Origin of the sequence: Solemya elarraichensis gill symbiont (assembly GCF_002021095.1) — a bacterium.
Classification (GTDB): Bacteria; Pseudomonadota; Gammaproteobacteria; order Chromatiales; family Chromatiaceae.
The window spans coordinates 1-1,351 of sequence record NZ_MPRK01000345.1 but is presented as its reverse complement, the minus strand read 5'-3'; the positions used below and the strand labels follow the sequence as shown (position 1 = coordinate 1,351).

The 1,351-nt window shown below is 37.4% G+C and carries 1 protein-coding gene; it reads left to right on the top strand.

Features of this window, described 5'->3' with window-relative positions; genetic code table 11:
• On the top strand, positions 1 to 1,351 hold a 1,351-nt coding region (thrS, locus tag BOW51_RS10825; RefSeq protein ID WP_078477709.1), incomplete at both ends, for a threonine--tRNA ligase.

Sequence of the window (1,351 nt, the reverse complement as noted above, 5' to 3'; positions counted from 1 at the left end):
CCTTTGTCGTGGGCCACATGTGCCTTTGACTGCTAAGTTAAAAGCTTTTAAATTAATGAAATTAGCAGGTGCTTACTGGCGTGGCGACTCTAATAATGAAATGTTACAACGTGTGTATGGTACAGCTTGGGCTACCAAGCAAGATTTAGAAGAACACTTACACAGATTGGAAGAAGCCTCAAGACGCGACCATCGTAAAATTGGTAAAATTCAAGATTTATTTCACATACAAGAAGAAGCACCTGGCATGATATTTTGGCACGCTAAAGGCTGGACATTATGCCAATTGATTGAGCAATATATGCGTGGTATTTTCAAAGACAATGACTATCAAGAAGTGCATACACCACAATTAATTGATAAAAGCCTTTGGGAAAAGTCAGGTCATTGGGAAAAATTTGGCGATACTATGTTTACTACTAGCTCTGAAAATCGTGATTATGCAGTGAAACCCATGAATTGTCCTGCACATATCCAAATTTATAATCAAGGCTTAAAATCTTATCGTGATTTACCACTACGCTTGGCAGAGTTTGGTTCGTGCCATCGTAATGAGCCTTCAGGTACGTTGCATGGTATTATGCGTGTACGTAATTTTGTACAAGATGATGGCCATATTTTTTGTACGCCTGAGCAAATTCAAGTTGAGGTTTCAACCTTTATTGATTTGACTTTTGCTGTGTATAAGCATTTTGGTTTTGATAAAGTTGATATCAAACTTTCAACTCGTCCAGAAAATCATGTGGGTTCAGATGAGGTATGGGATAAGGCTGAAGCAGCGTTAGCAGAAGCACTTGATGCCAAAGTCATTAAATGGGAATTTCAAAAAGGCGAAGGTGCATTTTATGGACCTAAAATTGAGTTTGTATTAAAAGATTGCCTAGAACGACAGTGGCAGTGTGGTACTTTGCAAGTAGATTTTTCTATGCCAGAACGCTTGGATGCACAGTTTATTGATGAAAATAATATAAAACAAACCCCTGTTGTCTTACATCGTGCAATTTTAGGTTCTCTAGAGCGATTTGTGGGTATTTTGATTGAACATTATGAGGGCGCGTACCCTTGTTGGTTGACGCCTATCCAAGCAGTTGTTATTAATATTTCTGGAAAACAGGCAGATTTTGTTATTGATATAACTAAAAAGTTAAAAAAACAAGGACTTAGAGTCATTTCGGACTTGCGAAATGAGAAGATAGGCTTTAAAATACGCGAGCATTCATTACAACGTTATCCTTATATTTTAATAGTTGGTGATCGTGAGATGGAAAAAGATCAAATTTCAGTGCGACAACGTGGTGGTAAAGATTTAGGTGTAATGAGTATTGAAGCTTTTGTAGAAAAGATAAACCAG